The 9,000-nt window shown below is 41.7% G+C and carries 9 protein-coding genes; all 9 read right to left on the bottom strand.

Annotation, left to right across the window (positions count from 1 at the left end):
* Nucleotides 1-52 precede the first annotated feature (52 nt).
* The 9 genes from DCC82_RS07350 to DCC82_RS07310 all read right to left on the bottom strand — a co-directional run bounded on the left by DCC82_RS07350 (nt 53) and on the right by DCC82_RS07310 (nt 8,914).
* Nucleotides 53-775, bottom strand: a complete 723-nt coding sequence (locus DCC82_RS07350; RefSeq protein WP_187252187.1) for a DUF881 domain-containing protein — start codon at nt 773-775, stop codon at nt 53-55.
* Between the two features lie 31 nt (nt 776-806).
* Nucleotides 807-1,514 (bottom strand): DUF881 domain-containing protein, encoded by a 708-nt coding sequence (locus tag DCC82_RS07345; RefSeq protein WP_015863359.1) that lies wholly within the window; start codon nt 1,512-1,514, stop codon nt 807-809.
* Nucleotides 1,495-2,289 (bottom strand): cell division protein FtsQ/DivIB, encoded by a 795-nt coding sequence (locus DCC82_RS07340; RefSeq protein WP_097354289.1) that lies wholly within the window; start codon nt 2,287-2,289, stop codon nt 1,495-1,497. The genes DCC82_RS07345 and DCC82_RS07340 overlap by 20 nt, the downstream gene beginning before the upstream one ends.
* A 153-nt stretch (nt 2,290-2,442) precedes the next feature.
* Nucleotides 2,443-3,354, bottom strand: a complete 912-nt coding sequence (gene murB / locus DCC82_RS07335; RefSeq protein ID WP_015863357.1) for a UDP-N-acetylmuramate dehydrogenase — start codon at nt 3,352-3,354, stop codon at nt 2,443-2,445.
* Nucleotides 3,355-3,530: 176 nt separating this feature from the next.
* The gene (gene spoVE / locus DCC82_RS07330; protein WP_015863356.1) at nt 3,531-4,631 is read right to left on the bottom strand and encodes a stage V sporulation protein E; all 1,101 of its coding nucleotides are present in this window, start codon (nt 4,629-4,631) and stop codon (nt 3,531-3,533) included.
* 52 nt (nt 4,632-4,683) lie between these two features.
* Complete coding sequence (gene murD, locus DCC82_RS07325) at nt 4,684-6,039, bottom strand: UDP-N-acetylmuramoyl-L-alanine--D-glutamate ligase (protein ID WP_097354288.1); 1,356 nt, start codon at nt 6,037-6,039, stop codon at nt 4,684-4,686.
* Nucleotides 6,040-7,014, bottom strand: coding sequence for a phospho-N-acetylmuramoyl-pentapeptide-transferase (gene mraY, locus DCC82_RS07320; RefSeq protein WP_097354287.1), 975 nt, complete (start codon nt 7,012-7,014; stop codon nt 6,040-6,042).
* Nucleotides 7,008-7,448, bottom strand: coding sequence for a hypothetical protein (locus DCC82_RS07315; protein ID WP_015863353.1), 441 nt, complete (start codon nt 7,446-7,448; stop codon nt 7,008-7,010). The genes mraY and DCC82_RS07315 overlap by 7 nt, the downstream gene beginning before the upstream one ends.
* Nucleotides 7,442-8,914: a UDP-N-acetylmuramoyl-L-alanyl-D-glutamate--2,6-diaminopimelate ligase gene (locus DCC82_RS07310; protein WP_062678272.1), complete on the bottom strand. Its 1,473-nt coding sequence runs from the start codon at nt 8,912-8,914 to the stop codon at nt 7,442-7,444. The genes DCC82_RS07315 and DCC82_RS07310 overlap by 7 nt, the downstream gene beginning before the upstream one ends.
* Nucleotides 8,915-9,000 lie beyond the last annotated feature (86 nt).

Genomic DNA, 9,000 nt, shown 5'->3' with positions numbered 1-9,000 from the left:
CCCCTGCATCATACCAAGAGGGCTTTTTTTGATCAAGTCCCCGGAAAAGCTCCTAACGGGAATGCTCCTTTTCGGCTTTTACCGTTTCCATATATTTCACGTTCCATTTTTCTTTAGACGGCGGAATAACCACCGATGTCAACGGTTCAGAAATTGTAAGCTGCAAATTTTCAACGACAAAATCATCAAGAATGGTCGATACTTTTAAACGATTACATAACATTTCTGCATCATCTGCGATTACTTTTACTGTAATTGGCAATGAAGAGATTTTGCTATCTCCGATTTTCGTCGAACCATTAACATCGCGAATCGCCGTCGTGTTTGTAATCCGCTCCTCGGCAATAGCAATTTCTTTCGCACCATACATGTTTAATTCATTAATAAGCCGGTGCAACAGTTCAGGCGACACCGTTTCCGCAATGGGACCTACGTAATGATCCGAATAAAATGGTTCAATTGTCAAAACAATTCCTGGACCTTCTATTTTTGTCAAACCAGCTTCCTGTTCCAATTCACTTACTGTTTCGTGCAAAACGGCTTCTTGATTAGATCGCTGCTTTTGCTTGTAATTCCGTAATTTTTCCTCATAATCCCCGATTTCTAATACAAGTTGTCGCTGCAATTGTTGTTCTTTTTTTAAATCAGCGCGCAACTCCCAAATATCACGTGTATCGCGAACTTTAGGATGTGACGTTGTCTGAAGTTGAACAGCTAGCATAAATCCAAAAATGGCCGTAATACAAGTAAAATAGATCGTTTTTTTCCGTTCCAATCATCTTCACCATTCTTTCTGCCGAGGCAATTTATGGATGATTAACATGAAAGATAGGATCTAACACTATTTCATCTTTACTAGCAATCCCTACAATTATGTTATCTTGAATAAGCTGATCCTTTACCCCGCCGGGAATGTTCAAAGCGGAAGCGAGAACCGTTGGATTGCCAATTGCGGAGATGACAAAAGGGGCTGCGTGTTGCGTACCATCTACTTCGATTACGGGACCATTGCAAACAATGTACGAACGATGGGAAATTCGTTGCCCATTAATGGCGATTGCTTCTGCTCCGGAAATGAGCAGCTCATGAATGACTTTAAAGACATGTTGTTCGTGAACAATGTAGTCTGTCGCACTTTGTTCAGAAGGAATATAAGATGCATCCGATAACGTTATTTCAATTCCTTTTCCTTTTACTTTGGCCTTTCCTACATACATGCGCAGTTTTTCCGCCTGTTTTGCCAAATCCGTATACATTGCCTGTTGATCTGCTAGCGCTTTTTCCATCTCCGCCACTTGATTTTGTTTTTGTACTAACTCATTTTTTAATCGCCGATTTTCTTTTTGTATCTCAATCAATTGCTGCCGGTACTCATATTCCTTTTGCCACTGTCGGTCTGTTATATTTCGCTTTGATGCTTCCCTTTTTGTATATTGATAAGAAAACGCCAGCATAGATCCTAGTATAAAACAGATAAAAGAAAGGATGACACGGTTACCTTTCCGCTTTGTCATTGTCATCCTCCTTTTTCGGTTGTTTATAAGCGGTAAAATAATTGCTTACTTCTAAATGGATTACCCCTTTTACGTTTGGATCTAATTGCTGGACAATAGACGGATACAATGACATTTTATCGGCAAAATTTTGCACGTTCGCACTCACTTCAAAACCATCATTCATATAAACAGTAATATGATAACGGTTATCATCGCTCGGTGTATAATGAATTTCAGAAATGGCGTTTAATATCGATGGGGAAAGCTGCGCCAACTGTCCTGCGATTTCTTGAATATCTTCTCCCTTTTTCCAATTAATTAAAATCGGCGCATCGCTTGGCGCGGTTTTTGATGTGTGTTTCTTTAGTATGTAACCATTTTCTAAAAGCGGAAAAAATGTTTGTTGGTCATAAATATAAGCGATTCTCCTCCGCTCTTTCACATGAATGATGATCGTATTTGGGAAATGTTTTTCCAATGATACGCTCTTCACTTCCGGATGTTTCTCCACATTCCGCTTAATTTCGTCTTTTTTTACTTTCCAAAAGCTTGTCCGTTTTGTGATGCCGCTTAACTGTATCACTTGTTTTTCGGAAAGATGATGATTTCCGTTTACTTGAATATGACGGACATAACTTAATGGTGATTGAAAATAAATCATGCATAAAATGAGAAGAAAAAAGAAAGAGATATACGCGATTAAACGACGATTCGCTTTTTGTCTCCGCCGTTCCTTTAATTTCGGCACCCGTTCCTCAAGAACAACGATTTTTTTTCCTTTTTCCAAAGCCATTCACCGCTTTCCGACATAAGCTCGAAAGCACGTCTATAAAAACAAACGGCACACCTCGATGCCGTTGTATTTCTATGTTCGATAAACATGGACAAACTCAATTTTATTATATCATAGCATTATAATATATTATAATATATAGAGAGATAGATTTTACAACTTCCGGCCAATAATTTCTACTTCTGTCCGCAAATGAATGCCATGCAATTCATGAATCGTTTTTTTCACAAACTGAATTAAGTCCAGTACATCTTTTGCTTTTGCTTTTCCTGTATTAACGATAAAATTGGCATGCTGTTCAGAAATTTTCGCGCCGCCAATCGTATATCCCTTTAAACCAGCCTCTTCAATCAGTTTTCCAGCATATTGCGGCAAAGGATTGCGGAATATGCTGCCCGCACAAGGTTTATCCCACGGTTGTGTCTCACGGCGATAATCTTTGTTTTTCCGCATTTTTGCAACAATTTCTTCACGGTTCCCGGAAGTAAGCTGAAGTTCCGCTGCTATACAAATTCCACGTCTTTTTGTTTGCAACACAGAAGTGCGATACGCAAATTGCATTTCCTCATTCGTCAGCCATTCCATCATCCCGTCTGGAAATAAAATTAACGCCCTTTTTACGATTTGTGACATATCGGAGCCGTGCGCCCCCGCATTCATATAAACAGCTCCCCCGACCGATCCAGGAATTCCGCCGGCAAACTCTAAACCAGACAACCCTTGTTTGCTCATTAACGTGGCAAGGCGTACTAATGAGTATCCTCCACCGACCGTAACGGTTTCCCCATCAACATGTAATTCATCTAATCCTTCGCCAATTTTGATTACAACCCCTTCGACCCCTTCGTCAGAAACAAGTAAATTCGAACCACGGCCAATCGCGCGCCATGGCACTTCATGCTTTTTTATAATCGCCATTGCTTTTTTTAGGCTTTCTACGCTGTCTGGTTCGATCAATACATCTGCAGGGCCGCCAACTTTTATCGTCGTATGGTTCGATAAAGGTTCCATTTCCTTCACTTTCCCAACGTTAGCGCTTAATAATTCATTTACCATTGCCTTCATCGCTTTCATCTCCTTTCCCAAACCGCCTATGTATATACGTATGCTCCTTTCATCGCAGATGTCACCTTAACAAAATGAGAGGGTGTCTCTCTAATTTGAGAGATCCCCTTCTAGATCGATGAAACTTGAACATTTTGTTTTTTGGTTGTTGGATGCAACGCAACGAATTGGTTTTATTAATATTTTGCATGCTTGCTAATGTTTAGTAAAACCCCAATTGCCATTAACATAAGCGTTAATGATGAACCACCATAGCTTAAAAACGGCAGCGTAATTCCCGTTACCGGCATTAATCCTGTAACAACGCCGATATTAATCATTACTTGAATGGCCACCATCGAAATAATGCCGATGGCAAGAAAACTTCCATACAAATCCGGCGCCCCAAGTGCAATACGCACTCCACGCCAAAGCAACAAGCTAAATAAAAGCAACACAAGCGACCCGCCAATAAAGCCAAGTTCTTCTGCTAAAATCGCAAAAATAAAATCCGTTTGCGGCTCAGGCAAATAAAAAAACTTTTGGCGGCTTTGTCCAAGTCCTAGACCAAACAAACCGCCAGGACCAATCGCATACAGCGACTGAATAATCTGAAACCCGCTTCCAAGCGGATCTTCCCAAGGATTTAAAAAAGAAGTAATCCGCTTAATTCGGTATGGCGCTGACAAAACAAGCGCAGCAAATCCTGCCAGTCCCAGCACTCCTAGCCCAATAAAATGGCTGATGCGCGCGCCAGCGACAAAAATCATGGCGATGCACGTACCGACCATTACGGTGCCGGTTCCTAAGTCTGGTTGCAGCATGATCATTCCAAACGCAATAAAAACAAGCACCAAGGCAGGGAACAATCCATGTTTAAACGATGTAATATTTTTTTGATTTTCCGATAAATATTTCGCCAAAAAGGCGATCATTGCGAGTTTCATAAATTCCGACGGCTGAATGGAAAACGCTCCGACGCCAATCCAGCTGCGCGATCCGTTGCGAACCATCCCCACTCCAGGGATTAACACGAGAACGAGCAGCACAAAACAGACGATAATCAGCACTTTCGACCAGTCGCGCCATATCCAATAATCAATATTCATAATAAAAAACATCGCGACGACTCCCACACCGGCAAATAAAAGCTGCCGTTTGGCAAAGAAAAACGAATCGTGAAACTTATATTCCGCCCAAATGGCGCTGGCGCTATACACCATAATAAGTCCAATCGCCAACAACGAAAACGTAAGGATAATCAGCAAAAAATCAGGCGTAGACTTTTTCCGCGACAATGCCCAACACCTCTGCTTTTCTAAAATAAGAGAGAAAGGCTGTCCTTTCCCTCTATTTCAACTTATGCACCGCGCCTATAAAAATGTCCCCTCTTTGTTCAAAAGTTTTATATTGATCCCAGCTCGCACATGCCGGTGACAGCAAAATGACATCACCTGGCTCAGATAGCTGATATGCAACCGGTACCGCTTTTTCCACATTATCGACATATTCAATGGTTTCTATTCCCGCCTGCTTAGCGACACGGGCTATTTTTGGCGCGGTTTGTCCAAACAATACGACCGCTTTTACGTTGTGCAAATAAGGAAGGAGTGCATCAAATTCATTGCCGCGGTCTAGTCCACCTGCCAAAAGGATGACAGAATCTTTTTCAAAAGCAGACAACGCTTTTTGTGTCGCAAGAATATTTGTTGCTTTAGAGTCATTGAAAAACTTTCTCCCATCAATAGTAGCAACATATTGAAGCCGATGCTTTACTCCTGTAAATGTCGTCAGGACTTGATAAATGGATTTATTGTCTACGCCTGCTAATTTTGCCACAGCAACAGCTGCCAATATATTTTCCAAATTATGTTTTCCAGGAAGTACGATATCGGCAACAGCAATCACCGCTTCATCGTTCCAATAGATAAAACCATTGTTTATATAAGCACCGCGGCCTAACACTTTTGTTGCCGAAAAAGCAACTTTTTGTGCATGAATGTTCTCAGCAAGCTGCATCACAAGTTCATCATCGGCATTAATAACCGCATAATCTTCGTTTGTTTGGTTTTTAAAAATATTTGCTTTTGCCTGCGCATAAGCTTCTTTTGTACCATGGTAATCTAAATGGGCATCGAAAATGTTTAATAAAACGGAAATACGCGGACGAAAGTCGCGAATTCCCGCCAGCTGGAAGGAGGAAAGTTCTGTTACAAGCCAATTGCTTGCTTCCGCCTTTTTTGCCACTTCACAAGCAGCCGTCCCTATGTTTCCGGCAAGCAGCGGGCGTTTTTCTCCTTCACGCAACATTTCATAAATTAATGTCGTTGTTGTTGTTTTTCCATTAGAACCGGTAATCCCAATAAAAGGCGCTTCTGAAATGTGATATGCTAACTCCACTTCTGTGACAACGGGTAATCCTTTTTCCATTGCTTTTTTGACCATTGGATTCGTATATGGAATGCCAGGGTTTTTCACGACAAGATTAAACGGCTCATCCAAGAGCTCAAGCGGATGCCCGCCGCAAATAACCCGGATTCCTAATTGTTCTAACTGTTGTGCTTCTTTATTTTCTTCAAACGGCTTTTGATCATTTACCGTGATGATAGCTCCTAGCTCATGAAGCAGTTTTGCCGCTGCAAATCCGCTTTTTGCCAAACCGATGACTAACACGCGACGTTGTTGATAGAAAGCTGTCTGTTTCAATTAGATCCACACCTCGATATAGATTCCTAGCATTGCAAATAATAAGCCGACTGCCCAGAATGTGACGACAACGCGCCACTCCGACCAGCCAATCAACTCATAGTGATGATGCAACGGGCTCATGCGAAATACGCGTTTTCCCGTTGTTTTAAATGAAATGACTTGAATAATAACGGACAGTGTTTCGATAACAAATACACCGCCAATAATAACGAGCAATATTTCCAACTTCGTTAAAATTGCCACTGTAGCGATCGCGCCGCCTAACGCAAGCGACCCGGTATCTCCCATAAATACTTTTGCTGGATGGGCGTTAAATACTAAAAATCCTAGTACAGCCCCAACAACGGAAACACAAAAAATAGCGATATCATATTGCCCCTGATTCCAGGCAAGAACTGCATAAGCGCCGAACGCAATGGCCGCTGTCCCAGCCAATAAACCATCGAGCCCGTCGGTTAAATTGACCGCATTCGAACCGCCGACAAGCATGAAAATAAGCAATAACACATATCCAAAGCCAAGATTAATAGAAAGATCGGTCCCCGGAATATGTAAGGCAGTAGAAAAACCACTGCGCTGATATACGAAGTAAAAAACAATGGCAATCATTAACTGACCAATCAACTTCTGTCTGCTCGTCAACCCAAGATTCCGTTTCATCACTACTTTAATAAAATCATCTAAAAAGCCAAGCAACCCATAACCAATCGTTACAAAAAGCAATAAATATGTTTCAACGGAAAGAGTTGCAAATTTTCTCGTCATCAATAACGTTGTCACAACGATGGAAAGTAAAATCATAATACCTCCCATCGTCGGGGTGCCTGATTTTTTTTGATGTGATTTCGGCCCTTCTTCCCGTATGCTTTGCCCGAATTTTAACCGTCTTAAAAACGGAATAAACAATGGCGATAAGATAACCGTAATCAGAAAGGAAAGAATAATGGCTAAAACCATGACTTGCTCTAACATGATCGGTCACATCCTTCTTGTCCTTGAGCATGCATCCATTTTTGTTGCAGCCGTTTGAGAGCAGCAAGCACCGCTATATCATATGAACAATTTTGTTCATTATGCGCAGAAATGGTAAGGTTAAACTTTGTTTTTTGCAATTGTCCGTATGTGTCTAAAAGCTCCTCCAACGCTTGAAGCGGTGAGGAAACAAAAAAAATCGGAAACTGATTTGGAATGTAACGCGGCAATTCATCGCCTTCTTGCCAAAACGCTGCGATTGCTCCATGTTCAATCGCAATTTTTAATGTTTCCGCCCCATGCCCAAGCGGAACAAATAACCCTTTTGGCGCATGTTCGTAAGGATCTACAAACACATGATGAAACGTAATCGCATTATCCACAATGCCACGAGCTTGTTTACATAACCGTTTAACCATTTCATACGTCAACATATGTTCTTCCGCTCCTTAATCGCTTCCCGGGCAACAAGTCGATCATCAAAATCAATGACGCGATCACCAATAATTTGATACGTTTCATGTCCTTTGCCCGCAATTAAAATAATATCGCCTTCTTGTGCTTGTTCAATTGCATAATAAATCGCCTCTTTGCGATCGACAATCGTTACATAACGCTCGCCAGGAACACCTGCTTCCATATCACGCAAAATTTGTTCGGGGTCTTCGGAACGTGGATTGTCAGAAGTGAAAATGGCTACATCGGCGTACTTGACCGCTGTCTTTGCCATCAGCGGCCGTTTGGCGCGGTCTCGGTCACCGCCGCAGCCAACAACCACATAAACTTTTTTCTGTGCAAATTGCCGAATCGTTTTTAAGACATTTTCTAAGCTATCTGGTGTATGAGCGTAATCAACAATTACTGTAAAGTTTTGCCCTTCATCGACTGTTTCAAACCGTCCCGCAACCCCAGAAATTTCTTCAATCGCTTCTACAATAACAGGAAGCGGAATACCAGACACAAGGCAGGCGGAAACAGCTGCGAGCAAATTATATACGTTAAACAATCCGATTAACCTTGTTTTGACCCGAACAGTGCCGTTCGGAGTAATAAGATCAAACGACATTCCGCTTGGAACAATATCGATCTTCTTTGCCATAATATCGCTATCTGTTTCAATTCCATATGTAATAACGGACGCAGCCGTCATATGCTTATAATATTTTGAAGCAGGATCATCATTGTTTAATACCGCAAACTTTGGCCGCTCATGATCATAACGATTCCCGAGTTGGGCAAACAGCAATCCTTTCGCATTGCGATATTCTTCCATCGTCCCATGATAATCGAGATGATCTTGTGTTAAATTTGTAAACACGGCAACATCATAGTCACAACCGTGCACGCGTCCCATATGAAGGGCATGCGAAGACACTTCCATTACTGCAACATCGACACCTTCGTCCACCATTTGTTTAAACGTTCGTTGCAACAGCAATGATTCTGGCGTCGTATTTTTCGTTGGATACGTATGATCGCCAATTTTAATATGCACCGTTCCAATTAGTCCCGTTTTTTTATTCGCCTTTCTAGCGATGTGCTCTATTATATGAGTCGTTGTCGTTTTCCCATTTGTGCCCGTAACACCGATTAAATGCAACCGATGGGTCGGCTGACCATAAAACGCATCGGCAAGCATCGCCATCGCACGGCGGCTATCGCGAACAACAATAACAGGCACATCTACGTCAAGAGGCCGTTCGGCAATGACAGCTACAGCACCATTTTCGACTGCCTGTTTCGCAAAATCATGGCCATCAACTGTAAATCCTTTAATACAAATAAATAATGCCCCATTTTTGACTTGTCGCGAATCCATTTCAATGGAAGTAATTGTCGGATTTTCGCCAACATACGTTGTAAAATCATGCAAATACGAAAGCAGCGTCTGCAGTTTCACTTTTGTTCATCCCTTTCGCTTTCATAGTCTTTAGAAGAAAACATAAAAGCGGAAAAAAGGGGCGAGATAAGATATATGACAACTTA

Source organism: Geobacillus sp. LYN3, from assembly GCF_003064505.1.
Lineage (GTDB): Bacteria > Bacillota > Bacilli > Bacillales > Anoxybacillaceae > Parageobacillus_B > Parageobacillus_B toebii.
Note: the sequence above shows the minus strand (reverse complement) of the source record. Positions and strands in the feature narration are given on the sequence as shown.